The organism is Brevundimonas sp. (genome assembly GCF_041911375.1).
Taxonomy (GTDB): Bacteria; Pseudomonadota; Alphaproteobacteria; order Caulobacterales; family Caulobacteraceae; genus Brevundimonas.
This window is the reverse complement of sequence record NZ_JAYRPA010000004.1, coordinates 1-23,879: the sequence shown is the minus strand read 5'-3', so window position 1 is coordinate 23,879 and position 23,879 is coordinate 1. Positions and strand designations below refer to the sequence as shown.

Genomic DNA, 23,879 nt, shown 5'->3' with positions numbered 1-23,879 from the left:
GCGACGGCTCAGGCGGCGCGGACGCCCCCCGCCGCCTGCCGCCGGCCGGCCTGCTCCAGCGCGGCGTTGATCGCCTCGTAAAGGCGCGCCTGGGTGACCGGCTTGGCCAGGTGACCGTCCATGCCCGCGGCCAGGCACCGCGCGGCGTCCTCGGGCATGGCGTCGGCCGTCACGGCCAGGATCGGCGTATCCCGCGCCGGCGCCTCGAGGGCGCGGATCGCGCGGGTCGCCGCCAGGCCGTCCATGCCCGGCATCCGCACGTCCATCAGCACCAGATCGAAGGCGCCGACGGCTACGGCGTCCACGGCCTCGCGCCCGTCGCGGGCCTCAAGCGTGTCGCAGTCCGCGGCCTGCACCATGATGCGCAGCAGGTCGCGGTTCACGGGATGGTCGTCGACGATCAGCACCTGCATGCGCCGCTCTTCCCGGGGCGTGTCGCGGCCCGTCTCGGTCTCGGCGACGACGGGCGCGGGGATTTCCACGGTGAAGATCGACCCCTCGCCCTGGGCGCTCCGGACCGAGATCGACCCGCCCAGCCTGTCGACATGGTTCTTGGCCAGGGCCAGACCCACGCCGGCGCCTTCGTGGGCGCGGCTGGTCGATGCGTCCGCCTGCTCGAACAGGCGGAACAGGCCCGCCAAAGTCTCGGGAGACATGCCGCACCCGGTGTCGGTCACGGTCAGGCGCAGGCGGTCGCCCAGGCGATCGACCGCGACGCCAATCGAGCCGCGGCTGGTGAATTTGGCGGCGTTCAGCGCCAGATGGTGCACGATCTGGCGCAGGCGGCGCGGATCGGTCGAGACCACGCCATCCGCCTCGGGCGAGATCGTCAGGCTGTGATCCAGGCCGCGCACATCGGCCCATTCGAAGGCCGGGGCGGCGGCGGTGGCCACCAGTTCACGCACCGCGACGGGCGCGGTCGCCACCTCGTCCCCGCCTCGCGAGACTTCTAGAAGATCCTCGACCAGCCGCAGCATGGCCTCGCCGCACTGGCGCACCGTCTCGACCTGCCGCCGCCCTTCGGCGTCCAGAGACGGCCGGCGCGACAGGAGATCGGCATAGCCCGTCACGCCGGTCAGAGGCGTGCGCATCTCATGGCTCATCAGCGCCAGGAAGCGCGATTTCGCGGCGTCGGCCTGCTCGGCGCGCTGGCGGGCCTGGATGGCGCCGCGCGTGCGGGCTTGCAGCCTGGCGACCAGGCGCCGACGCTCGGTGGACAGGGTGGTGATGGGCAGGGCCGTGCCCACGACGGCCAGCAGGAACAGGTGAAAAACGTTCAACTGCCGCATGATCGGCGGGATGGCCGCCAGGGTCGGGTCCTCGGCCAGACGGGTCAGCGCCACCGGGCCGTGCCCCGTCAGGGTGGATACGCCGCCGATCAGCGCGACCATCATCGTGGACCCGGCGGTCCACGGCGGCGAGACGCGGAACGCCAGCAGGATCAGCGGCGGAAAGACGACGAAAAGGATCGGGGCCGAGCTCTGGCCAAACGCCCAGAAGCAGGTGGCGGCAAGAAGCGCGGTCAGGGCCGCGACCTCGGTCCAGGGGGCCTGGGCGTCGTCACGGAACCGGTGCGCCCGCGCCAGCAGCAGGAGAGCGGGCGTGACGATGACGATCGCCAGCAGCTCCATGTCGAACAGGTGATGAAGACGGAAGCTGAGGGTGCCCGGCGGAATTCGCCCGAGCCCGACCGCCGCCGCCCCCGCCAGCAGGGTGCTGACGGTCACCGCAGGCACGACAGCCAGAAAGGCGAAGCGGAGCAGGCGTCTCGGGCGGCGCATATCCAGCGCCGCGCCGCAGAACCGCCGCGCAAGAACGGTGGCGGCCAGGACCTGGATCAGGTTGAGCCCCGCATTGATCCCGACGAATATCGCCGGATCGCCTCTGAGAATATTGGCGACGAGATTGATGCCCACACAGGCGATCATCACCCCGACGGCCGGGCGGCGATGCAGTTGCAGCAGGGCCGCCACCAGGACGGCGTTGGCCAGCCACAGCACCGTGGCGCCGAATGTGTGCATGCTCCACTGGCCGACCAGCTGAGCAAGAACGTAGAGCAGCACGTACGCCAGGGCCGGCGGACCCGCCGCTCGGCCGGCGTCGTGGCGGAACAGCCGCCAGCGCCCGTGTCTGAAGTTCAACCGCCCCAGGCCCATGCCCCAAGACTTTCAGCCAGGTCTTAAGAATCCGGTTAGCTGTGAAGTACGTAGATTTGCGGAACCTGCGATATGGCCACGCCGTTTCCAGACCCTCGCCTAGGAGGGGCGTGATCCATGTCCGACGTCATCGCCGAACCGACCTTCGAGCCGCCCGCGGACGCGCTGGCCTTCTATGAGGAAAGCCTGAAGCTGCTCAAGGAATCGGGCATTCCCTTCCTGCTGTCGGGCACCTATGCGGTCACGGCCTATACGGGCATCCGCCGGCCGACCAAGGATCTGGACGTCTTCTGCAAGCCCGGCGACTACCCCCGGATTCTGGCCTTCTTCCAGAAGCGCGGCTACCGCACCGATGTCGAGGATGAACGCTGGATCGCCAAGGTCTGGAAGGACGAGAAGCACTTCTTCGACGTCATCTTCGCCATGTCCAACGGCACCATCGCCGTGTCCGACAGCTGGTTCAGCGAGGACACCATCACCGTCTATGGACACGAGGTGCAGATCACGCCGCCCACGGCGCTGATCCTGTCCAAGGTCTTCATTCAGGACCGCTACCGCTACGACGGCGCGGACGTGAACCACGTCATCCTGAAACAGTCGGGCGCGATCGACTGGAAGAGCCTTCTGGACCAGATGGACCTCTATTGGGAGGTGCTGGCGTCCCATCTGCTCAACTTCCGCTTCGCCTATCCCACCGAGCGCGACCGGGTGCCGCGCTGGTTGATGGAGGAACTGACGGAGCGGCTTCAAGCCCAGATCGACCTGCCGGCGCCGCGCGTGAAAGTCTGTCGCGGTCGTCTGTTCAGCCCCCGCGACTATGTCGCCGACGTCGCCGAGTGGGGCTTCGGCGACGTGGTCGGCAAGGGGCTGGAGGAGCGCCACGACCCGGTGAACTGAGCGCCCGGCGAACGAAACCCCCGGCGAACTGAACCAAAGGAGCGACCACCATGGCCGATGCGCCAACGCCCCACCCGCAAACGCCGCAACCGGGTCTCGAGCCCGGTCCTGCGCGGCGGATGCGTGTCGCCGCCGTCGGCGACCTGCACGTCGGCGAGACCTCTGAGCGGGCCCACCGTGAACTGTTCGAGCGGGTGTCGGACGACGCGGACGTGCTGTGTCTGTGCGGCGACCTGACCAACTACGGCAAGACCGGCGAGGTCGAGCGGCTGCTGGAGGATCTGAAGCTCTGCAAGATTCCCATGGTCGGGGTGCTGGGCAACCACGAGCACGAGTGCGGCCAGCCCGACCATGTGACCAAGATGCTGTGCGACGCCGGGGTGAAGATGCTGACCGGCCAGGCCTATGAGATCGACGGCGTCGGCTTCGCCGGCGGCAAGGGCTTCGTCGGCGGCTTCGGGCGCTACATGCTCAGCTCTTTCGGCGAGGATTCGATCAAGCGGTTCGTCCAGGAGGCGGTCGAGGACGCCAATGCGATCGAGAACTCGATCCGAATGCTGCGCACGGAACGCTCGGTCGTGCTGCTGCACTATGCGCCCGTGGTCGACACCGTGATCGGGGAACCGCCCGAGATTCACGCCTTTCTCGGCTCCTCGCGCCTGGCCGAGACGATCGACCGCTACGACAACGTCTCGCTGGTGGTGCACGGCCATGCCCACCGCGGCGCCGCCGAAGGGCGAACCAACAAGGGCGTACCTGTCTACAACGTCGCCCTGCCGGTGCTGCGCAGCCTGGGGGGCGCGCCCTATCGGGTGTTCGAGGTCTGACGCGACTTGGCGCGAGCCGTCGGCGGCTCGTCCTGTCCATTTGAGCGCAAGCGCTACGCCGCTGTCTCGCCCAGCAGCACCGCGGGATTGTTGACCCGCACCCTGCCCCGGGTCGGGATGTCGTTCAGATCGCGCCGTCTTCGGATGGAGCTTCCGCGCTCCCGGCCAACGGCGCCTCGTCCACAGGCGAAGGCGCGTCCTGAAGCGGCGCGGCGCGTGCTTTCTGGAATCGCGCCACCGCATAGGCGACCAGCCACAGCGCCATCGCCCAGGCGGCGCCCACGGCCCAGCCGGCGAAGACGTCGCTTGCCCAGTGCGCGCCCAGATAGATCCGGGTCAGCCCCACCAGGATCGCCAGGACGATCCCGACCCCCAGCACGAACATCTTGAACCGGCGCCGCGGAAAGGCTCGGGTCAGCATCACGCCGATGCTGAGGTAGAAGACCGTGGCCAGCAGCGCGTGGCCGGAAGGGAAGCTGGCGTTGATCGTCTCGACCGCCTGCGCCACCGCCGGGGGCCTCTCGCGCTCGAACACGGCCTTCAGGCCCTCGCTGAGCAGGACGCCGCCGACCAGGCCAAGCGTCAGCAACAGGGAGGAAAGCCACTTCCTCTGGCTGAGCAGGAACAGGACCACGATGGTCGCGAACAGCCCCAGCACCGAAATGCCGCCCAACGAAGTGATGTCGGCGGCCGCCTCCTCCAGCCACCAGGGCCCCCAGGGTCGCCCCGGATCGTCGGCATAGGGTCGCAGCAGCGCCAGGACCTGATGGTCCAGGGCCTGGCCGTCGGCCTCGGTCATGTCGTCGGCGACCTCGATGAAGGTCATGACGCCGACCGCCGCGACCAGAAGGGCGGTCAGGGCGGCGAACTCCGCGCGAGCCAGCGTCAGGGCGCGGGTAAAGAATTGTTTTGTGGAGGCAAACCGCATCCGCTGCGAACGGCCAAGCTGGACGCCCGTTCCTTCGGCGTCGCTATCACGCGTTCGTGATCATGCCCGAGAGAAGGGGGCTGCTGGCTTGCAAAGGGGGTTTTCCCCAGGCCGCCAAAGGTTGTCCGACCGATTCGCTCACAAAGTGATCGTCAAGCCCGTTGACGGGTCGTTAGCCATCTGCGCCCCATATGTGGGTTGGGAACGCGCTCCGGCCACTAGATGATGTGGTCAGAGCGCGGGTGGCACCACTCGGTTTTTTGTTCAGGGCAATGACGGTCATGGCTGGCGGCGAGGCATTGAAGACGGCGGAATTCCAAGGCGTTGCGGTGACGCCGACGTCCGAGAAGCCGCACCTGACCGTGGTCCGCTCGGTCCAGGTGGATCAGTCGCGCGACGACTTGCTGACCGACTTCGGCAAGAAGACCCTGGAAGACCGCTACCTGCTGCCGGGCGAAAGCTATCAGGACATGTTCGCCCGCGTCTCGACCGCCTTCTCGGACGACGCCGAGCACGCCCAGCGCCTGTATGACTATATGAGCCGCCTGTGGTTCATGCCCGCCACCCCGGTGCTGTCGAACGGCGGCGCTGATCGCGGCCTGCCGATCTCCTGCTTCCTGAACGCGGTGGGCGACAGCCTGGACGGCATCCAGAGCGTCTGGAACGAGAACGTGGCCCTGGCCTCGAACGGCGGCGGCATCGGCACCTACTGGGGCGGCGTCCGCTCCATCGGCGAAAAGGTCAAGGGCGCGGGCAAGACCTCGGGCATCATCCCCTTCATCCGCGTGATGGACTCGCTGACTCTGGCGATCAGCCAGGGCTCGCTGCGTCGCGGCTCGGCGGCCGTTTACCTCGACATCCACCATCCCGAGATCGAGGAGTTCCTCGAGATCCGCAAGCCGTCGGGCGACTTCAACCGCAAGTCCCTGAACCTGCACCACGGCATCAACATCACCGACGAGTTCATGGAGGCGGTCAAGGTCGGCGCCACCTTCGATCTGAAGTCGCCCAAGGACGGCGCGGTCATGAAGACCGTCGACGCCCGTTCGTTGTGGACCAAGCTGCTCGACATCCGGATGCAGACCGGCGAGCCCTATCTGATCTTCTCCGACACGGTGAACCGCCAGATGGCGCCGCACCAGCGCGACCTGGGCCTGAAGGTCAAACAGTCGAACCTGTGCGCCGAGATCATGCTGCACACCGGCAAGGACCACCTGGGCGTGGACCGGACCGCCGTCTGCTGCCTGTCGTCGGTCAACGCCGAGAAGTTCCTGGAGTGGCGCGAGGAGCCGCGCTTCGTCGAGGACCTGATGCGCTTCCTGGACAATGTGCTTCAGGACTTCATCGACCGCGCGCCGTCGTCGATGGCCGCCGCCGTCTATTCGGCCAAGCGCGAACGCTCGGTAGGCCTGGGCCTGATGGGCTTCCACTCCTTCCTGCAGTCGCAGGGCGTGGCCTTCGAAAGCGCCATGGCCAAGTCGTGGAACATGCGCCTGTTCAAGCACCTGCGCCGCGAGGCGGACAAGGCCAGCCGCCTGCTGGCCGAGGAGAAGGGGCCGTGCCTGGACGCCGAGGAGCGCGGCGTGATGGAGCGGTTCAGCCACAAGATGGCCATCGCGCCCACGGCCTCCATCTCCATCATCTGCGGCGGCACCTCCGCCGGCATCGAGCCGATCCCGGCCAACATCTACACCCACAAGACCCTGTCGGGCTCTTTCGCGGTCAAGAACCCCTATCTGGAGCGCCTGCTCGACGAGAAGGGCATCAACACCGAGGCCGTCTGGAGCTCGATCCTCGAGCACGAGGGCTCGGTCCAGCACATCGACGCCCTGAACGAGGACGAGAAGGGCGTGTTCAAGACCGCCTTCGAACTGGACCAGCGCTGGGTGGTGGAACTGGCCGCCGACCGCGCGCCTGAGATCTGTCAGGCCCAGTCGCTGAACCTGTTCATTCCCGGCGACGTCAACAAGTGGGACCTGCACATGCTGCACTGGTCGGCGTGGGAGCGGGGCGTGAAGTCGCTCTACTACCTGCGCTCCAAGTCGGTGCAGCGCGCCGCCTTCGCCGGCGCTGAGGACAAGGCCGAGGCCGAGATCGATCCGAACCAGCCCGATCTCTTCTCGGTGCCCAAGACCGACTACGACGAATGCCTGGCCTGCCAGTAAGGCGGCCTTGAGAAGACCCGGAGGGGCCTCGCGAAAGCGGGGCCCTTTTTCCGTTTCGGAACCCCGGCGCGGCGGGCGACGTTGGAAAGCGTCAGGATGATGTCTTGAAAATGGCCGTTGGACTCGCCGCTCGTTAACGGGTTAGGCTGATCCCAGCGGACGGACTGGGGAGACCGAATGCGTGCAACGGCGTGGATCGTCGGGTTGGGGAGCGTGCTGGCGGCGGCCGGCGCGGCGGATGCGCGCCAGGTGTGGGCGCCCCAGGCCTTTGACGAAGCGCCCGCCGATGTCGCCCAGCTCAGCCACCAGGGATTCCGGGTCGCGACGACCGACGCCAGCTTCGGCGCGCCGATCGACCTGCCCAGCGCCTTTCAACCCGAGGACCGCTCCGGCCTGATCGCCAGCACGCGCCGCGATGTGTGGATCGACCGGGGCGGCGCCGACGATCGCCTGACGCTGGAGACCGCCGGGCGCCTGCGCCGGGCCGACGGCGCGCCGCTGCCCGTGACGCCTGTCGACGTCGCCGAGATGGACCCCGAGGCCTACGACCTGCGCTATGTGCGCGGCTTCTCGGGCGCGCGGGGCCGCACGGCCTCGGGCCTGGAAGTCAGCCTGACGCCCCACGCCGGCATCGGCGTCGGCAGCGGCGGCGGCTCGGCCGAGGCCGGCGCTACGCTGAAGATCGGCGAGGGGCTGGAGCGGCTCGCCCCCGACGGCCACGCCCGCTTCGGCGAGCGCCCCCGCTGGTACCTGTACGCCGCCGGTTCGGGCCGCGCGGTGGGCTACAACTTCGCCCGCACCCGCGACGGCGACTACGCCCGCTCGGGCTACACCAACGATCGGGGCTCCTTCCTGGGCGACGCCTCGGTCGGCGTGGCCTATCGCCGGGGCGACATGCAGACCTCGCTGGGCGTGGTCTATCGCGAGATCGACGCCGGCAAGGGCCTGCGCGGCATGAGCGGGCTGGACACCGACGTGGACGAGGGCCTGATCGCCTTCCAGCTGTCGATCAAGCCGCGCCGCTAGGGCCTCAGGGCGCCGCCGAAACCGCCACCCCCTCGCGCCGCGGGTCGGCCCCGCCGTCCCAGCGCCCGTCGCGCCAGATCGCCCCGTGCAGGCCCGAGGTCTCGGTCGCATTGGGCCGCACCGCCATGCCCGCCTGAGCCAGGGCCGCGCGGATGTCCGGCGACAGGGCCTGGGCGTCGGCCCCCACCATCTCGCCGCGCACCACCAGATTGGGCAGGGCGATCGCCTCCTGCATCGGCAGGCCCCAGTCGATCACCCCCACCAGCGCCTTGGCCACATAGGCCAGGATGCTGGAGCCGCCGGGCGACCCGATGGCCCCGACCAGCCGGCCCTGGCGGTCCAGGATCAGCGTCGGCGTCATCGACGAGCGCGGCCGCTTGCCCGCCGCCACGGCGTTGGCCGCCGCATGGCCGCCCTCGGTCGGGGTGAAGGAGAAGTCGGTCAGCTGGTTGTTCAGGAAGAAGCCCCCGGCCATGCGGCCCGAGCCGAAGATGCTTTCGACCGTGGTGGTCATGCTGACCGCGTTCCCCCCGGCGTCGACCACCACCATGTGCGAGGTGCCGCCGGGCTCGGCCGTGGCGTCGGCGCCGACGGGGGGCGCGCCGGTGGGTCGGCCGGCCTCGACCGGGCCGTTGACCTGGGGCGCCAGGGCCGCGCGGCCGGCGACATAGTCGGGATCCAGCAGGCCCGCGACGGGCACGCCGACGAAGTCCGCATCGCCGACATAGCGGTCGCGGTCGGCGTACATCAGCCGCTGCAGGCGGCCGAAGGCGACCCAGGCTTCGGGGCTGTCGGCGCCCTTGTCGAGGTCGGGCGTCCGCTCGGCCATGGCCAGGAACTGCAGCACCGCCACCCCGCTGGACGGCGGCGGCGGCACGCAGACGACATAGACCCGATAGGGCCGGCACAGGGCGTCGCGGCGCAGGGGGCGATAGGCGGCGATGTCGGCCTGGGTCAGACCGCCGGGACGCGGCCCCTCGGCCACGGTCGCGGCCACCGCCTGGCCGATCGGCCCGCCGTAGAGGGCGCCCGGCCCCTGGTCGGCCAGCCGGCGCACGGTGTCGGCGTAGGCGGGGTTCCGCAGCGTGTCGCCGGCCTGATAGCGGGCGCCGTCCGGCTTGGTGAAATAGGCGCTCGCCCAGCGCGTCCGGGCCTGGGGCGCGGCCCCGTTGATCATGCCCGCCAAGCGCGGACTGACGGTGAAGCCGTCGCGGGCCAGGCGCTCGGCGTCGCCGAACAGGTCGCGCCAAGCCAGGCGGCCGTGATCCTTCTGCGCCATGGCCAGCATGGCGACCGCCCCGGGCGCCCCGGTCGACCGGCCCGACAGCACCGCATCGCCGAAGGCCAGCGGCCGGCCGTCCTCATAGAACAGCTCGGGCGTGGCCGAGGCCGGGGCCGTCTCGCGCCCGTCATAGGCCGTCACCCGCCCCGTCGCGGCGTCGTAGTGCATCAGGAAGGCCCCGCCCCCCAGGCCCGACGACTGGGGCTCCACCAGGCCCAGAACGGCCTGGATCGCCACGGCCGCGTCGACCGCCGATCCGCCCCGGCGCAGCACCGCCATCCCCGCCTCGACCGCCAGCGGATTGGCGGCGGCGACGAAGGGCCCGCGCGCCGGCGCCGACGGCGCCGTGGACGCCGGGACCGCCACGCCCGGCCCCTCGCCCCCTGGCCCCGGCGCCGTCTGGCAGGCCGCCAGGACCAGGGACAACAGGGGCGCGGCGAGGCGTTTCAGGGAAGGGCGCATGGAACGGACGGACCTGGGACGGAGGGCGGCGACGGGAGGAGCCCGACCGACCTAGGGCGTTGCGGCGAACGCGCCAAGGGCGGGACGGATAAAACTGTCGTCCAGCCGCTTGCGTCCCCCCGCGCGAGCGGCTAAAGACGCCGCCTCGCCGACAGGCGGGTGCGCACCCGTAGCTCAGCTGGATAGAGCATCAGACTACGAATCTGAGGGTCGGGCGTTCGAATCGCTCCGGGTGCGCCATTCTCTCCCTCGTCATCGCCGCCGCGTGTCGCCCCGTTCGGGACGGGCGGTCGCCTGCGCGCGATTTCAGACTCGGGCGGGAAAAAACACCGTCTGAATAGTGTGAAATGTCCGAAACACCGCCCTTCCCCGCCCCGCGCCCCGTCGCGCGGCCGATGGCGCCAGCATCGCACGGTTTTCGGGGGCGCCAGGTCGAAGGCGGCGAGATTTTCGTAAAGCCTTGAAATCCCACAAGCGGGACCAGCGTCATTGCGCGGGTCGGGGCGGCGCCGGCCGGCGACCGCCGTCGGGATGACCGGAGCTTCCCGTCAAGACGGGGGCTCAGTCGTCTTCAGGCGGCGGGGTCCAGTTCGGATCGTCGACAGGGTACCAATCGGCGGCGAGGTCGCGCCATTCAGGGTTCGCATCCTCGATCAGCTTCAGCTTCCAGTCGCGCAGCCACTTCTTCAGCCGCTTCTCGCGCCGGATCGCATCGACGACCCACTGATGCCGTTCGTACCAGACCAGACGGGTGACGGCGTTGTCGTCGGTGAAACCGGGGAAGGTGTGAGCCTTGTGCCTCCACACCCGCGCGTGGAGGTTGGAGGTCATGCCGACATAAAGCGTGCCGTTCCTCTGGCTGGCCATGATGTAGGTCGCGATGAAGGTGCGATGCGTCCCCATCCCCACAACCTATGCGCACTCCCCTCTCTCGTCATCCTCCGGCGAGCGCAGCGAGACCGGGGGGACCCAGCGGCGCCGAAGGCGACCCGTTCAAGGGCGTCGTGAAAGAGCCGGACGGCCGCGAAGGCAAGAACGCGTAAGCGGCCCCGACCGCGAGCCGACCCTCCCTTTCGTCATCCTCCGGGCCGCGAAGCGGAACCGGGGGACCCAGCGGCGCGCGCGAGCGCGAACCTGTCGCGGAGGAGGCGGTTCGGGATCGTGCGGCGGAGAGATTTCGCCTGACGGCGCCGCTGGGTCCCCCGGTCTGCGCCGCGAAGGCGCGGCTTGCCGGAGGATGACGAAAGTGGGGGCGTGGAAGCCTTCGCGGTGACGGGAAGCCGCCAGAGGCAGCTTCCTGATCACCCGCACGATCAAGCGGGAAGACGGCCCCGACGCCTAGAAGATGTTCCAGGAAAAGAACGACGGCTGCATCAAGGTCGCTCTCAACCCCTGGTCGCGATGCGCGACGGCGAGGAGACCGGAGTCTACCGTGGCGACGCGGGGCCTCTTACCTGTTCGGGGCGTCATGGCGCGGAGGGAATGCTCGGACCGCTCACAACCTTCCCTTGAGAAAAAAAGATGCTAGTCCTGCTGCGGGTTGGGCGAGTTAGAAATGAAGATCACGGGATTTCACGCATCTTCGGGCAAGATACGCTACGTCACTCTGGACGGGACCAAAAAGGCTCCCGCCCTCATCGACCATGGCGAACGCCCGCTCCAGTTGGATTCTAGCAGGTCGGCGTTTGCGCAGGCTTGCCGAAACCTGTTTGTTGCGATTCTGGCCGACCAATCTCCGAGTTGCGTAGCCTACGTACTTTCCATGGACGCGAAGTCTCGCGACCAAGTGGCGGGTTTGATCCTGCCTTTCGGTGTCCTGAGCATCGTGGCACTTGACCAAGGGAAGCCGGTTGAAGAGTTTATTCCAGCAAATTTCAGCAAGTCGAAGCTAAGTCCCTTTCTGAGTCCGTTTACGGACAAGTACGCTTTTGTCGACCAAGTCGTCGGCCAACCCACAAGGAAGTGGTCTAATCAGCATCGATTGGCTGCACTGGCTGCTTGGATGGCTCTTCCTTGAGCCGCGCCGACCTATCTGGATCGGGAGTCGGTTCGAGCTTCGCTCTGACAAAGCGTATAGGGACCGGCCATTTCGGTGACGTTTACCTCTGCAAGCAGGTTTTTTTGAATCGTGATTCAGCTCTTAAAGTCGTACCGACCACGAGCGCTGATTTCCTCTCGAACGTGCTTGAACCCGAACTCCAGCACTTGGTAGCTCACCCTCAAATCGTCCGCGTCGAGTCTGCGGAGGTTTGGATGGATACGGCCGGCACGCCGCACATCCTCATCGAAATGGAGATAATGGGTGGTGGGTCTCTCCAGGAAGCTATCCAGAACGATATTAGCCTGCGCGGCGCTGTAGCCGCTTTGAAGGACACATTGTTCGCTCTCCACCACGCGCACTCTTTCGGAATTATTCATCGAGACGTGAAGCCAGGCAACATTCTATTTGGTAAGAACGGCGCAAAGCTTTCCGACTTCGGGATTGCAATGGCCGTCTCCCGGAGAACGCGTGTAAGCAACTTTTTTTACAACGCTAACTTGGCGCCAGAATCCATTAAAGATCCAATTTTTACAGAACAATCAGATGTTTATGCCGCAGGACTAGCGCTTTTTCGGGCTGTGAACAGTATCAAGAACTGGCGATCGACCCGAGGTACTCTGAAGGATTGGAAGGCGAGCTTCTTAGCCGGAACAGTCGTCAAGGACTTGGGATTCCAAGCCCATGTCCCAGCGAAACTGCAGCGAATTATCAAAAAGGCGTGTCACGCTGATCCGGCAAAAAGATACTCCTCAAGTGCGGCATTTAGAGACGCCCTGGAGCGGTTAATTTTCGAGCGAGATTGGCACCGGACCAGCAACGGGTGGACGTGCAAGCACTCTGGCAAAACGGAGCAAATTTGCGTCAGTCAAAGCCGAGGCTTGTGGTCCGTAGATTATATTCGGGGTCAGAAGAGAAAGCGCTCCGTTTGCAAGGCCGGGATGACGGAATCGGAAGCCACAGCCTACGCTGCAACCATAGTGGCAGAAACGACTTTGGCCTGACGCAGCGTGCCTAGCCTACCGTCCTCAATGCACCCGCGCCTTCCCGATCTCCAGCCCGTCCGCGCCCGCTGACACGGCGATCACGCCGCCGTCCTCGATCTCGCCCGCCAGCAACTTGCGCGCGATGGGGTCGACCAGCTCCTTCTGGATGACGCGCTTCAGCGGCCGGGCGCCATACACCGGGTCGTAGCCGCGGTCGGCCAGCCAGGTCAGGGCGGCGTCGTCCAGGTCCAGCGCCAGGCGGCGGTCGGCCAGCAGCTTTTCGAAGCGCGACAGCTGGATGCGGACGATGCCGCCCATCTGGTCGCGGCCCAGGCGGTGGAACAGGATGATCTCGTCGATCCGGTTCAGGAACTCGGGCCGGAAGTGGGCGCGTACGGCGTCCATGACGAAGGGGCGCACGGCCTCCACGTCCTCGCCCTCGCCCTGATCGGCCAGGAACTGCGACCCCAGGTTCGAGGTCATGATGATCAGGGTGTTGCGGAAGTCGATGGTGCGACCTTGGCCGTCGGTCAGGCGGCCGTCGTCCAGCACCTGCAGCAGGACGTTGAAGACGTCGGGGTGGGCCTTTTCGACCTCGTCGAACAGCACGACCTGATAGGGGCGGCGACGCACGGCCTCGGTCAGGGCGCCGCCCTCGTCATAGCCGACATAGCCGGGAGGGGCGCCGATCAGGCGGCTGACCGAGTGCTTCTCCATGTATTCGCTCATGTCCAGGCGGGTGATGGCCGCCTCGTCATCGAACAGGAACTCGGCCAGGGCCTTGGTCAGCTCGGTCTTGCCCACGCCCGTCGGGCCCAGGAACAGGAAGCTGCCCAGCGGACGGTTGGGGTCGTTCAGGCCGGCGCGGGCGCGACGCACCGCATCGGAGACGGCGGCCAGGGCCTCGTCCTGGCCCACCACGCGGGCGCCCAGGGCGTCCTCCATCTTGAGCAGCTTCTCGCGCTCGCCCTCCAGCATCTTGTCGACGGGCACGCCGGTCCAGCGGCTGACGACGGCGGCGATCTGTTCGGCGTCGACGACCTCAGGCGTCAGGGGGCCGGACTTGTCAGCCTCGTTGGCCTCGGCCTCGGCCAGCTGTTTTTCGATCTGCGGGATCTGGCCGTAGGCGATCTCGGACGCGCGGGCCAGGTCGCCGGCGCGCTGGGCGTTGGTCAGCTCCAGCCGCAGGCGGTCCAGGGTTTCGCGCAGCTGGGCGCCCTGGCCGACCTTTTCCTTCTCGGCCTTCCACTGGGCGGTCAGGTCCTCGGACTGGCCCTCCAGGTCGGCGATCTCGTCCTCCAGCTTCTCCAGCCGGGTCTTGGAGGCCTGGTCGGTCTCCTTCTTCAGGGCCTCGCGCTCGATCTTCAGCTGGACCAGGCGGCGGTCGATCTCGTCCAGGGCCTCAGGCTTGGAGTCCACGGCCATGCGCACGCGGCTGGCGGCCTCGTCGATCAGGTCGATGGCCTTGTCCGGCAGGAAGCGGTCGGTGATGTAGCGGTTCGACAGGGTGGCCGCGGCGACGATGGCGCTGTCGGAGATGCGCACCCCGTGGTGGACCTCGTACTTCTCCTTCAGGCCGCGCAGGATGGAGACGGTGTCCTCCACCGTCGGCTCCTCGACCATGACGGGCTGGAAGCGGCGGGCCAGTGCGGCGTCCTTCTCGACGTGCTTTCTGTACTCGTCCAGGGTGGTGGCGCCGACGCAGTGCAGCTCGCCGCGCGCCAGGGCGGGCTTCAGCAGGTTGGAGGCGTCCATGGCGCCGTCGCCCTTTCCGGCGCCGACCAGGGTGTGCATCTCGTCGATGAACAGGACGATCCCGCCCTCGGCGGCGGACATCTCGGCCAGGACGGCCTTCAGCCGCTCCTCGAACTCGCCGCGGTATTTCGCGCCGGCGATCAGGCTGCCCATGTCCAGGGCCATGACGGTCTTGTCACGCAGGGATTCGGGCACGTCGCCGTTGACGATGCGCAGGGCCAGGCCCTCGACGATGGCGGTCTTGCCGACGCCCGGCTCGCCGATCAGGACGGGGTTGTTCTTGGTGCGCCTAGCCAGGACCTGGATCGTGCGGCGGATCTCCTCGTCGCGGCCGATGACCGGGTCGATCTTTCCGTCGCGGGCGGCCAGGGTCAGGTCGCGGGCGTAGCGCTTCAGGGCGTCATAGGCGTCTTCGGCGCCGGCGCTGTCGGCGGTCTTGCCCTTGCGGACGTCGGCGATGGCGGTCTCCAGCTTGTCGGCGGTGACGCCGGCGCCCTTCAGCACCTCGGCGGCGACCCCGCCCTCGCGGGCGAGCGCCGCCAGCAGGCGTTCGGTGGTGACGAAGGCGTCGCCGGCCTTCTTGGAGGCCTCCTCGGCGGCGGCGAAGACGCGGGCGGTGTCGCCGTCCAGATAGAGCTGGCCCGAGCCGCCGGTGACCTGGGCGCGCTTCTTCAGCGCGGTCTCGACGTCGGCCTCGGCGCGACGGGGGTCGCCGCCGGCGGCGGTGATCAGGTTGCGGGCCAGGCCGTCGCGCTCCTCCAGCAACACCTTGAGCAGGTGTTCGGGCGCGAACTGCTGGTGACGGCGGGCGAGCGCCAGCGACTGGGCCGACTGGACGGCCTGTTTGGCGCGGTCGGAGTAGAGATCGAGATTCATCGTGCGATGTCCCCTCAAGAGGCGGATGTCGTCTCAATGCGCCCTTTCAGGAAGCGACGCCTTGAGCTGTCGCAAACGAGATGGTGGCGCCGATTTGGCGCACAAGGGGCCCGACGGGAGGGGAGACGAGATTCGGCGACGGGAACCCAAAGCTTCGCCATACGCTTTCAGCCGATGCTGACCACCAAGATGAACCCCCGCGTCTTCTGGGGGGCGAGCCTGATCATCGGGCTGTTGCTCGTTCTGGCCGTCGCCGCGCCCGGACAGTCCGACCGCGTGTTCCAGACCCTGCAGGCCTGGGTGATCGACACCTTCGGCTGGTTCTACATCGCCGCCGTGGCGGGCTTCCTGGGACTGGTGCTGGTGCTGGCCCTGGGGCCGACCGGCGCGCTGAAGCTGGGGCCGGACGACGCGGAGCCGGACTTTCCGTATCTGTCGTGGCTGGCGATGCTGTTCGCGGCGGGCATGGGCATAGGCCTGATGTATTTCGGGGTGGCCGAGCCGATCCAGCATTTCGTCAGCCCGCCGGAGGGCGAGCCGCGCACCTTCGCCGCCGCACGCGAGGCCATGGGCATCACCTTCTTTCACTATGGGGCGCACGCCTGGGCCATCTACGCCCTGGTGGGGCTGAGCCTGGCCTTCTTCGCCTATCGCAAGGGATTGCCGCTGACGCTGCGGTCCGGCCTGTCGCCGCTGTTGGGGCGGCGGATCAACGGCCCGATCGGCGATGCGGTCGACATCTTCGCCATCTGGGGCACGGCCTTCGGCATCGCCACATCGCTAGGCTTCGGCGTGTCGCAGATGAACAGCGGCCTGAGCTATCTGCTGGGCATCCCGAACAACGCCTGGGTCCAGGTCGGACTGATCGCCCTGGTCATGGCGGCGGCGACGACCTCGGTGATGAGCGGCGTGGGCAAGGGGGTGCGGCGGCTGTCGGAGCTGAACCTGACGCTGGCGGTCCTGCTGATGGTCTTCGTGCTTGTGGTCGGCCCCACCGGCTTCCTGTTCAAGGCGCTGGTCCAGAATTTCGGCTTCTATGTGAGCCACTTCTTCGAGCGGACCTTCACCCTCTACGCCTATGAACCGCGGGCCTGGATGGCGGACTGGACGCTGTTCTACTGGGCCTGGTGGATCGCCTGGTCGCCGTTCGTCGGCATGTTCATCGCCCGCATCTCGCGCGGGCGGACGGTGCGCGAGTTTATCCTGAACGTGCTGCTGGTCCCGGCGGGCTTCACCTTCCTGTGGATGACGGTCTTCGGCAATACGGCCATCAGCCTGGACATGGGCCAGGCGCAGGGGGCGATCTCGGCCGCCGTCTCGGCCGACCTGTCGACGGCCCTGTTCCATTTCCTGGAGGAACTGCCGGGCGCGGCCATCACCTCGACCCTGGCGATCCTGCTGGTGGCGGCCTTCTTCATCACCTCGGCCGATTCCGGGGCGCTGGTCATCGACACCATCGCGTCCGGCGGGGCGGACGACACGCCGCGCTGGCAGCGGGTGTACTGGTGCCTGCTGCTGGGCCTGATCGCCGCCCTGCTGCTGCTGGCGGGCGGACTGGGCGCGCTGCAGGCCGCCACCCTGGGCGCGGCCCTGCCGTTCGTGGTCATCATGATCCTGCTGTCGATCGGCCTCGCGCGGCAGATGACCGCCGACGTGGCCGGCCGGGTGGTGGAGACCGAGGGGCCGCCGCTGGCCGAGCAGCTGAAGCGCATCCTGGCGCCCGCCAGCCGCCGGGACATCGAACGCCAGATCGAGCGCAACGGCCTGCCCGCGCTGGAGACGGTGCGAGAGGGGCTGGCGGCCGAGGGTCTGGGCGCGGAGGTGACGCGCGACGACGCCGGCCTGTCGCTGACGGCGCCGGTCGCCGGGGGACGCGACTTCCACTATCGCCTGACCGCGCGCGAGCGGCCCCGCCCGGCCATGACCGCGCTGGACGCCCCCGAGCGGCGCCGGGCGATGGAATGGCGGCTGTCGGCGCGATCCGACGACGTGACCCGGCCGCGCGACGTGACCGGCTTCACCCGCGATCAGCTGGTCGCCGACGTGCTGGAACACCTGCATCGCTGGCGCGCGGGGTGAGACTGGATCGACGCGCCTGACAGGCTAAGGTGGGCATGAGTTCCCCATCGAGGTCGCGCATGTCCCTTCGTCTTTCCCGCCGTTCCGCCCTGTTCGTTTCGGGAGGCGCGGCGGCGCTGGCGGCGCGGCCGTCGTGGGCCCGACAGGCGGCCAACGACGATGCGGCCCTGGCCGGGGCGGTCGACGCCTATGTGAAGAAGGCGATGGCGGCGTGGCCGGATCAGCCGGCGCTGGGCGTGGCGGTGGTGAACGACGGCGAAACCGTCCTGGCGCGCGGCTATGGCGTCAAGGCGCAGGACCGGCCCGGCGCGGCCGATGAACACACCCTGTTCGCCATCGCCTCCAACACCAAGAACGTCACCGCCGCGGCCCTGGCCATCCTGGTCGACGAGGGCAAGGTGAAGTGGGACGCGCCGGTGAAGACCAATCTGCCGGACTTCCGGCTGGTCGATCCCTACATCACCGACCACGTCACCGTGCGCGATACGCTGAGCCACCGGGCGGGCTTCGGCCTGGGCGCCGGGGACCTGCTGTTCTGGCCCAACAGCGACCGGACCTGCGCCGAGGTGCTGGCCCAGGCCGCCTTCGTGCCGATCGAGGACGGGTTCCGGGCCCGCTATCACTACTGCAACCTGATGTTCGTGGTCGCCGGGGCCGTGATCGAGGCGGTGTCGGGCCAGTCGTGGGAGGACTTCGTCCAGACCCGCATCCTGGACCGCGTGGGGATGAGCGAGACGGTCCCGCTGGCGCGCCTGGCCGAGCCGGCCCGGTCGGCCCTGCCGCACGGCCGGGTGGGGCCGCCGCTGCGCTATCAGGGCGAGATGACGCGCATCGCCCAGTCGATCGTGGAGGTGTGGAACTGGGATTCGGCGGCGGCGGCGGGCGGCATCTGCACCACCCCGGCCGACTGGGCCAAATGGATGGCGGTGCGGCTGAACGAGGGGGTCCTGCCCGACGGGTCGCGCCTGTTCTCGGAGGAGGCCGCGCGGGAGATGTGGCGGCCCAACATCATCGTCGGCTCCTCGGCCGGGCCGACGGCGGAACTGCCCAACCGGGCCATCGCCTCGACCTACGCCATGGGCTTCCAGGTGCAGGACTATCGCGGCGAGCGGCTGATCAGCCACGGCGGCGGCTCGCCCGGCGGCATCTCGGCGACGGTGCTGATCCCCGGGCGCAAGACCGGCTTCTGCATCTTCTCCAATGCGGAAGAGAGCTTCCTGCTGCGCGCGCTGCGCTCCGGGATCGCCGACATCGTGATGGGCAAGGTCGACGTCGACTGGATCGCCGATTCCAAGCGGCTGGAGGCCGAAGGGATCGAGAAGTCCCTGGCCGCCGCCGTCGAAATCGACGCCAAGCAGCGCGCCGGCGCGCCCCCGGCCATGCCGCTGGACGCCTATGTGGGGACCTGGCGCGATCCCTGGTACGGCGACATCGTGATCTCAAAGCGCGGCGACGGCCTGTGGCTGGACTTCACCCACACGCCGGCGCTGAAGGGGCCGCTGGAGCCCTATGACGGCGAGACCTTCCGCACCCGCTTCCCCGACAAGCGCGAGGAGGACGCCTTCATCACCTTCGCCATCCAGACGGCCAAGCCCGCGACGGCCACGCTGAAGGGCGTCTCGCCGGACATCGACTTCAGCTACGACTACCAGGACCTCAGACTGACGCGGAGCGAATGAGGATCGCGGTCACGCTGGCGCGGGTCGGCGCACGGGCGAAGGCGGCGAGGGACGGCGGCTAGACCGGATCGGTCGGCTTGGGCTCGACCGGCCGGGGTTCGGGCTGGGCCAGGGCGGGCTCTTCCGGCAGGGGGATGAACTCCAGGTCGTCCTCGCTGGGCAGCTTCATGCGGCCGGCCTTCCAGTCGGCCTTGGCCTGGTCGATCCGCGCCTGGCTGGAGGCGACGAAGTTCCACCAGATCAGGCGCTGGCCCACCGGCTCTCCGCCCAGCACCATGACGCTGGACAGCTCCAGCGCCTTGACGGTCGGCTCGGCCGTCGGCTCCAGCACGATCATCTGGCCTTCGTGGAAGGTGCGGTCGCCGACCTCGATCGACCCCTTGGCGACGTACAGCGCCCGCTCGCTCATGCCGCCGGCGCCCCGGCCCGGCGGCGGCGCGGTCTTCACGCCCGGCTGCAGCTCCCAGTGCACATAGAACAGCGGCGACGACACGGGCACGGCGGCCTTGGCGCCATAGGCCTCGCCCGCCACCAGCCGCGCGAACAGGCCGCCGTTCTCATAGGTGGGCTGGGCGTCCTCGACCAGGTGATGGAAGGCGGGATCGGTCTCCTCGGCCTCGTCGGGCAGGGCGACCCAGGCCTGCATGCCGTGCATCGGCCCGCCGCGGCTCCGCTTCAAGGGGTCGGTGCGCTCGGAGTGGACGATGCCCTTGCCGGCGGTCATCCAGTTCACCTCGCCGGGACGGATCGGCTGGGCGTAGCCCAGATTGTCCCGGTGCATGATCTCGCCCTCGAACAGATAGGTCAGGGTCGACAGGCCGATGTGCGGATGCGGCCGCACATTGATCGCCTCCGCGCCCGGCGCGAACTCGGCCGGGCCCATCTGGTCCAGAAAGATGAAGGGCCCGACCATTCGCCGCGAATGGAAGGGCAGCACGCGGCCCACCTCGAACCCGCCCAGGTCCTTGCGGCGCGCGTCGATCACCAGTTCGATCATCATCGGTCTCCCGGCGGACCCCGCCGCCGAGGCGCGTTATCCGACGTGGGGCGTGATTATGCCAAGAGGCAGGGCGGTCACATTCTTGACGCCGCGCGTGACGATGTGGCTCTCGCAGTCTGACACGATGCCCAGGGCCAGCAGCTTCTCGCGCAGGAACTTGTCGAAGGCGTGCATGTCGGAGGTGATGATCCGAAGCACATAGTCCTCGCGGCCGGTGATGGTGGCGCACTGGACCACTTCCGGCCATTTGGCGACGGCGGCCTCGAAGATGTCGAGGTTCTCGGCCGACGGCAGGCTGAGCTTGACGATGGCGTAGACTTCGAAGTCCAGCCCCAGCAGCTGGGCGTTCAGCAGGGTGACCCGCTTGGTGATCAGGCCGGAATCCTCCAGCCGCTTGATCCGGCGCCAGCACGGCGAGGCGGACAGACCGACGCGATCGGCCACTTCGGCGACCGAGAGGCCGGCGTCCTGCTGAAGGATGTCGAGGATCCGGGCGTCGATGGGATCGAGTTCGTCCGCCAAGGCGTTTCTCCGATTATGATTATGGCGAAATAAAAAACCCGAAATCGGGATTTAGCAAGGTCAGATTGAGCGAGCGCCTTCCTAGGGGCCGTGTTATCAGTCGTCCAGAGGAAACACGGACGGACAGCGGACGCCCGCATGAATGACAAAATCATGAAGAAGAACAGCCCGCCCCTGTCGCTGCGGGTGCCGGAACCGTCAGGTCGACCGGGCGATGCGCCTGACTTCAGCCATCTGCAGCTGGACCCCGCCGGCGCCGTTGATCGGCCGGAAACGGACGCCACCCCCTATGCGATGCGCGACCATGCGTTCCGACTGATTCGGGTGCTGGACGACGCCGGGAACGCGGTCGGCCCGTGGAACCCGCGCCTGGATCCGGAGACGCTGCGGCGCGGCCTGAAGGCCATGATCCTGACCCGCGCCTTCGACGACCGGATGCACCGCGCCCACCGCCAGGGCAAGACCAGCTTCTACATGAAGTGCACCGGCGAGGAGGCCATCGCCGTCGCCCAAGGCATGCTGCTGAGCCGCGAGGACATGGGCTTTCCGACCTATCGCCAGCAGGGGCTTCTGATCGCGCGCGGCTATCCGCTGACGGCGATGATGAACCAGATCTATTCGAACGCGGCGGACCCGATCAAAGGCCGCCAGCTGCCGATCATGTATTCGGCCAAGGACTATGGCTTCTTCACCATCTCGGGCAACCTGGGCACCCAGGTGCCGCAGGCGGTCGGCTGGGCCATGGCCAGCGCCTACAAGGGCGACGACAAGATCGCCATCAGCTGGATCGGCGACGGCGCCACGGCGGAAGGCGACTTCCACAACGCCCTGACCTTCGCCAGCGTCTATCGCGCCCCGGTCATCCTGAACGTCGTCAACAACCAGTGGGCCATCAGCTCCTTCCAGGGCATCGCCGGGGGGCTGGAGACCACCTTCGCCTCCAAGGCCATCGGCTACGGCCTGCCGGCGCTGCGGGTGGACGGCAACGACTTCCTGGCGGTCTGGGCCGCGACCCAGTGGGCCGAGGAGCGCGCCCGTTCGAACCAGGGCGCCACGGTGATCGAGCTGTTCACCTATCGCGGCGCCCCGCACTCGACCTCCGACGACCCCAGCCGCTACCGCCCCGGCGACGAGCACGAGAAGTGGCCGCTGGGCGATCCGCTGGAGCGGCTGCGCCAGCACCTGACGGTCATCGGCGAATGGGACGACGAACAGCACGCGGCGGCCCTGCGCGAGGCGGTCGAACAGGTCCGCGCCGCCGGCAAGGAATCCGAGGCCATCGGCACCCTGGGCCAGTCGCGTCCCAGCGTGAAGACGATGTTCGAGGAGGTCTATGCGACCGAGGACTGGCGTCTGGTCGAACAGCGCCGCGAGGTGGGGGTCTGACCATGGCTGAGCAAACCACCTTCACCGACGCCGACCGCAACGACGGCGTCGAGCCGGACATGGTCGACCAGAACGCCGCGCCGGCCTCGGAGGCGACCGGGTCGGGCGTCCAGCCGATGAACATGATCCAGGCCCTGAACTCGGCCATCGACGGCAAGATGGCCGAGGATCCGAACGTGCTGTCGTTCGGCGAGGACGCGGGCTATTTCGGCGGCGTCTTCCGCGTCACCGACAAGCTGCAGCAGAAGCACGGCCTGACCCGCAGCTTCGACGCCCCGATCAGCGAATGCGGCATCGTCGCCGCCGCCATCGGCATGGGCGCCTACGGCCTGCGGCCCGTGGTCGAGATCCAGTTCGCCGACTACATCTATCCGGCCTACGACCAGATCGTGTCCGAGGCGGCCAAGCTGCGCTACCGCTCGGGTGGCCAGTTCACCGCCCCCATCGTGGTGCGTTCGCCCTATGGCGGCGGCATCTTCGGCGGCCAGACGCACAGCCAGTCGCCCGAAAGCCTGTTCACCCACATCGCCGGGCTGAAGGTCGTCATCCCGTCCAACCCCTATGACGCCAAGGGCCTGCTGACGGCGGCGATCGAGGACGACGATCCGGTCATCTTCTTCGAGCCGAAACGCCTCTACAACGGCCCCTTCGACGGCTGGCACGAGAAGCCGGTCAGCCCGTGGAAGGCGCAGGAACTGGCCCAGGTGCCCACGGGAAACTATGTCGAGCCGATCGGCAAGGCGCGCGTCATGCGCGAGGGGAACGACGTCACCATCCTGGCCTATGGCACCATGGTCTGGGTCGCCCTGGCCGGCGCCGAACACGCGGGCGTGGACGCCGAGGTCATCGACCTGCGCACCCTGGTCCCGCTGGACATCGAGACCATCGAGGCCAGCGTCAAGAAGACCGGCCGCTGCGTCATCGTGCACGAGGCGCCCAAGACCTCGGGCTTCGGCGGCGAAATGTCGGCCCTGGTGCAGGAGCGCTGCTTCTATCACCTGGAGGCGCCGATCGCGCGCGTGACGGGCTGGGACACCCCCTATCCGCACGCCTTCGAATGGGAATATTTCCCCGGACCGCAACGGGTCGCGGACGCCCTGAAGAGCGTCATGACCGGAGGACGTTGAGATGGGTCGTTTCGTCTTCAAACTGCCCGACGTGGGCGAAGGCACCGCCGAGGCCGAACTGGTCGGCTGGCACGTCAAGGTCGGCGACACGGTCGCCGAGGACCAGATCGTCGCCGACGTCATGACCGACAAGGCCACCGTCGAGATCACCGCCCCGGTGTCGGGCAAGGTGACGGCCCTGCACGGCGAGCCCGGCGCCATGGTGCCGGTGCGCGGCCCCCTGGTGGAGTTCGAGGTCGAGGGGGCGGGAAATGCGGAGGACGCCCCGGCGCCGGCCGTCGCCAAGCCCGAGCCTGAGCCTGCCCCGGCGGTCGCCGAGGCGCCCAAGGTCGAGGCCGCGCCGGCCGCCCCCGCCGACGCGCCGACGTCGGGCAACTACGTCTTCAAGCTGCCGGACGTGGGCGAAGGCACGGCCGAGGCCGAGCTGGTCGGCTGGCACGTCAAGATCGGGGATGCGGTCGAGGAAGACCAGATCATCGCCGACATCATGACCGACAAGGCCACGGTCGAGATCACCTCGCCGGTCGCCGGCACCGTCGTCACCCTGTATGGCGAGGCGGGCAAGTCCGTGCCGGTGGGCGGCCCGCTGGTGGCGTTCGACGTCGAAGGCCAGGGCAATGTCGCGGCGCCGGCCCCAGCCCCCGCCGCCCCCTCCGGCGCTGCCGCCCCCAAGGCGGGAGGATCGACG

The 23,879-nt window shown here is 68.2% G+C and carries 18 protein-coding genes and 1 tRNA gene; 12 read left to right on the top strand and 7 right to left on the bottom strand.

What is annotated here, in order from left to right; all coding sequences use genetic code 11:
* Positions 1–8 precede the first annotated feature (8 nt).
* Positions 9–2,141, bottom strand: coding sequence for a response regulator (locus ACE3PU_RS00670; RefSeq protein ID WP_374385588.1), 2,133 nt, complete (start codon positions 2,139–2,141; stop codon positions 9–11).
* A 132-nt stretch (positions 2,142–2,273) separates the two neighbouring features.
* Between ACE3PU_RS00670 and ACE3PU_RS00665 the strand changes: the two genes are divergently transcribed.
* Both ACE3PU_RS00665 and ACE3PU_RS00660 read left to right on the top strand, forming a co-directional pair.
* A complete protein-coding gene (locus ACE3PU_RS00665; RefSeq protein WP_374385586.1) occupies positions 2,274–3,053 on the top strand; it encodes a hypothetical protein in 780 nt (259 codons plus the stop codon).
* A 50-nt stretch (positions 3,054–3,103) separates the two neighbouring features.
* Complete coding sequence (locus ACE3PU_RS00660; protein ID WP_374385583.1) at positions 3,104–3,880, top strand: metallophosphoesterase; 777 nt, start codon at positions 3,104–3,106, stop codon at positions 3,878–3,880.
* 124 nt (positions 3,881–4,004) lie between these two features.
* Here ACE3PU_RS00660 and ACE3PU_RS00655 read toward each other — a convergent pair whose 3' ends face one another.
* Positions 4,005–4,808, bottom strand: a complete 804-nt coding sequence (locus tag ACE3PU_RS00655; RefSeq protein ID WP_374385581.1) for a phosphatase PAP2 family protein — start codon at positions 4,806–4,808, stop codon at positions 4,005–4,007.
* Positions 4,809–5,080: 272 nt separating this feature from the next.
* Between ACE3PU_RS00655 and ACE3PU_RS00650 the strand changes: the two genes are divergently transcribed.
* On the top strand, positions 5,081–6,973 hold the full coding sequence (locus ACE3PU_RS00650) for a ribonucleoside-diphosphate reductase subunit alpha (protein WP_374385579.1): 1,893 nt from the start codon (positions 5,081–5,083) through the stop codon (positions 6,971–6,973).
* 177 nt (positions 6,974–7,150) lie between these two features.
* Complete coding sequence (locus ACE3PU_RS00645) at positions 7,151–7,999, top strand: lipid A-modifier LpxR family protein (RefSeq protein WP_374385577.1); 849 nt, start codon at positions 7,151–7,153, stop codon at positions 7,997–7,999.
* 4 nt (positions 8,000–8,003) lie between these two features.
* Here the strand turns inward: ACE3PU_RS00645 and ACE3PU_RS00640 are convergent, their stop codons facing one another.
* Positions 8,004–9,743: a gamma-glutamyltransferase family protein gene (locus ACE3PU_RS00640; protein ID WP_374385576.1), complete on the bottom strand. Its 1,740-nt coding sequence runs from the start codon at positions 9,741–9,743 to the stop codon at positions 8,004–8,006.
* A 163-nt stretch (positions 9,744–9,906) separates the two neighbouring features.
* Between ACE3PU_RS00640 and ACE3PU_RS00635 the strand changes: the two genes are divergently transcribed.
* Positions 9,907–9,983 (top strand) — tRNA-Arg (locus ACE3PU_RS00635).
* Positions 9,984–10,304: 321 nt separating this feature from the next.
* Here ACE3PU_RS00635 and ACE3PU_RS00630 read toward each other — a convergent pair.
* On the bottom strand, positions 10,305–10,646 hold the full coding sequence (locus ACE3PU_RS00630; RefSeq protein WP_374385574.1) for a GIY-YIG nuclease family protein: 342 nt from the start codon (positions 10,644–10,646) through the stop codon (positions 10,305–10,307).
* Positions 10,647–11,298: 652 nt separating this feature from the next.
* Between ACE3PU_RS00630 and ACE3PU_RS00625 the strand changes: the two genes are divergently transcribed.
* Positions 11,299–11,760, top strand: a complete 462-nt coding sequence (locus tag ACE3PU_RS00625; protein WP_374385572.1) for a hypothetical protein — start codon at positions 11,299–11,301, stop codon at positions 11,758–11,760.
* Entirely contained in the window at positions 11,757–12,785 is a 1,029-nt protein-coding gene (locus ACE3PU_RS00620) for a serine/threonine-protein kinase (protein ID WP_374385570.1), read from the top strand. The genes ACE3PU_RS00625 and ACE3PU_RS00620 overlap by 4 nt, the downstream gene beginning before the upstream one ends.
* 24 nt (positions 12,786–12,809) lie before the next feature.
* Here the strand turns inward: ACE3PU_RS00620 and clpB are convergent, their stop codons facing one another.
* Entirely contained in the window at positions 12,810–15,398 is a 2,589-nt protein-coding gene (gene clpB, locus ACE3PU_RS00615) for an ATP-dependent chaperone ClpB (protein WP_374385568.1), read from the bottom strand.
* A 174-nt stretch (positions 15,399–15,572) separates the two neighbouring features.
* Between clpB and ACE3PU_RS00610 the strand changes: the two genes are divergently transcribed.
* Both ACE3PU_RS00610 and ACE3PU_RS00605 read left to right on the top strand, forming a co-directional pair.
* Positions 15,573–17,477, top strand: coding sequence for a BCCT family transporter (locus tag ACE3PU_RS00610; RefSeq protein WP_374385566.1), 1,905 nt, complete (start codon positions 15,573–15,575; stop codon positions 17,475–17,477).
* Positions 17,478–17,536: 59 nt separating this feature from the next.
* On the top strand, positions 17,537–19,156 hold the full coding sequence (locus ACE3PU_RS00605) for a serine hydrolase (RefSeq protein WP_374385564.1): 1,620 nt from the start codon (positions 17,537–17,539) through the stop codon (positions 19,154–19,156).
* A gap of 58 nt (positions 19,157–19,214) precedes the next feature.
* Here the strand turns inward: ACE3PU_RS00605 and ACE3PU_RS00600 are convergent, their stop codons facing one another.
* Positions 19,215–20,153 (bottom strand): pirin family protein, encoded by a 939-nt coding sequence (locus ACE3PU_RS00600; protein ID WP_374385562.1) that lies wholly within the window; start codon positions 20,151–20,153, stop codon positions 19,215–19,217.
* Positions 20,154–20,189: 36 nt separating this feature from the next.
* On the bottom strand, positions 20,190–20,678 hold the full coding sequence (locus tag ACE3PU_RS00595; protein ID WP_374385560.1) for an Lrp/AsnC family transcriptional regulator: 489 nt from the start codon (positions 20,676–20,678) through the stop codon (positions 20,190–20,192).
* 138 nt (positions 20,679–20,816) lie between these two features.
* Here ACE3PU_RS00595 and ACE3PU_RS00590 point away from each other — a divergent pair, with 138 nt between their 5' ends.
* The 3 genes from ACE3PU_RS00590 to ACE3PU_RS00580 form a co-directional block, all read left to right on the top strand.
* Positions 20,817–22,064 carry a 3-methyl-2-oxobutanoate dehydrogenase (2-methylpropanoyl-transferring) subunit alpha gene (locus ACE3PU_RS00590; protein ID WP_374385558.1) on the top strand — a complete coding sequence of 416 codons (1,248 nt, stop codon included), beginning with the start codon at positions 20,817–20,819 and terminating at the stop codon, positions 22,062–22,064.
* Between the two features lie 59 nt (positions 22,065–22,123).
* On the top strand, positions 22,124–23,191 hold the full coding sequence (locus ACE3PU_RS00585; protein WP_374385601.1) for an alpha-ketoacid dehydrogenase subunit beta: 1,068 nt from the start codon (positions 22,124–22,126) through the stop codon (positions 23,189–23,191).
* 1 nt (position 23,192) lies between these two features.
* Positions 23,193–23,879, top strand: a 687-nt coding sequence (locus ACE3PU_RS00580) for a biotin/lipoyl-containing protein (protein ID WP_374385556.1), incomplete at its 3' end; no start/stop codon positions are given.

What these genes read in the sequence shown, in the direction of transcription:
- ACE3PU_RS00665 (WP_374385586.1), top strand. Translation starts at nt 2,274, where the DNA reads ATGTCCGACGTCATCGCCGAACCGACCTTCGAGCCGCCCGCGGACGCG.
- ACE3PU_RS00660 (WP_374385583.1), top strand. Translation starts at nt 3,104, where the DNA reads ATGGCCGATGCGCCAACGCCCCACCCGCAAACGCCGCAACCGGGTCTC.
- ACE3PU_RS00655 (WP_374385581.1), bottom strand. Translation starts at nt 4,808, where the DNA reads ATGCGGTTTGCCTCCACAAAACAATTCTTTACCCGCGCCCTGACGCTG.
- ACE3PU_RS00650 (WP_374385579.1), top strand. Translation starts at nt 5,081, where the DNA reads ATGACGGTCATGGCTGGCGGCGAGGCATTGAAGACGGCGGAATTCCAA.
- ACE3PU_RS00645 (WP_374385577.1), top strand. Translation starts at nt 7,151, where the DNA reads ATGCGTGCAACGGCGTGGATCGTCGGGTTGGGGAGCGTGCTGGCGGCG.
- ACE3PU_RS00640 (WP_374385576.1), bottom strand. Translation starts at nt 9,743, where the DNA reads ATGCGCCCTTCCCTGAAACGCCTCGCCGCGCCCCTGTTGTCCCTGGTC.
- ACE3PU_RS00630 (WP_374385574.1), bottom strand. Translation starts at nt 10,646, where the DNA reads ATGGGGACGCATCGCACCTTCATCGCGACCTACATCATGGCCAGCCAG.
- ACE3PU_RS00625 (WP_374385572.1), top strand. Translation starts at nt 11,299, where the DNA reads ATGAAGATCACGGGATTTCACGCATCTTCGGGCAAGATACGCTACGTC.
- clpB (WP_374385568.1), bottom strand. Translation starts at nt 15,398, where the DNA reads ATGAATCTCGATCTCTACTCCGACCGCGCCAAACAGGCCGTCCAGTCG.
- ACE3PU_RS00610 (WP_374385566.1), top strand. Translation starts at nt 15,573, where the DNA reads ATGCTGACCACCAAGATGAACCCCCGCGTCTTCTGGGGGGCGAGCCTG.
- ACE3PU_RS00605 (WP_374385564.1), top strand. Translation starts at nt 17,537, where the DNA reads ATGTCCCTTCGTCTTTCCCGCCGTTCCGCCCTGTTCGTTTCGGGAGGC.
- ACE3PU_RS00600 (WP_374385562.1), bottom strand. Translation starts at nt 20,153, where the DNA reads ATGATCGAACTGGTGATCGACGCGCGCCGCAAGGACCTGGGCGGGTTC.
- ACE3PU_RS00590 (WP_374385558.1), top strand. Translation starts at nt 20,817, where the DNA reads ATGAATGACAAAATCATGAAGAAGAACAGCCCGCCCCTGTCGCTGCGG.
- ACE3PU_RS00585 (WP_374385601.1), top strand. Translation starts at nt 22,124, where the DNA reads ATGGTCGACCAGAACGCCGCGCCGGCCTCGGAGGCGACCGGGTCGGGC.